Annotated in this window: 1 pseudogene; it reads right to left on the bottom strand. The window is 44.6% G+C overall.

The features are described from left to right. Positions 1-377 (bottom strand): annotated as a pseudogene (locus AB4512_RS23350) (sugar phosphorylase); the annotation flags it as partial.

Genomic DNA, 377 nt, shown 5'->3' with positions numbered 1-377 from the left:
TTGTCTTATTCCCTTGCTGCAGTGAGGCCATGGCTTCTTCGGTTAGGCCTTTCGCCCATTCGGTCAATACAGAGCTGTTTTGACTCATGAAAGCATGCAGAGTCAAAGGAGGAAGCGGAAATTGGTACACCATGTGCGCTTCATTGCCTTGCCCAAAGTAAGAAATATTTTCTTTGTGTGGCACATTCGTTTCAGTGATCAATAACGCGCCGGGAACCGTCTCATCAAAGATGATTCGCCATAGCTGGATAATCTGATGCGCTTCCGGCAAATGAATACACGTGGTATTTAACACTTTCCAAATAAAGCCAATGGCATCTAGGCGTATTGAACGGCCACCGTTTGCTGCATACATCAATAAAATATCGATACTTTCT

This window comes from Vibrio sp. 10N.222.52.B7 (assembly GCF_041474275.1).
GTDB classification, from domain to species: domain Bacteria; phylum Pseudomonadota; class Gammaproteobacteria; order Enterobacterales; family Vibrionaceae; genus Vibrio; species Vibrio crassostreae_C.
Note: the sequence above shows the minus strand (reverse complement) of the source record. Positions and strands in the feature narration are given on the sequence as shown.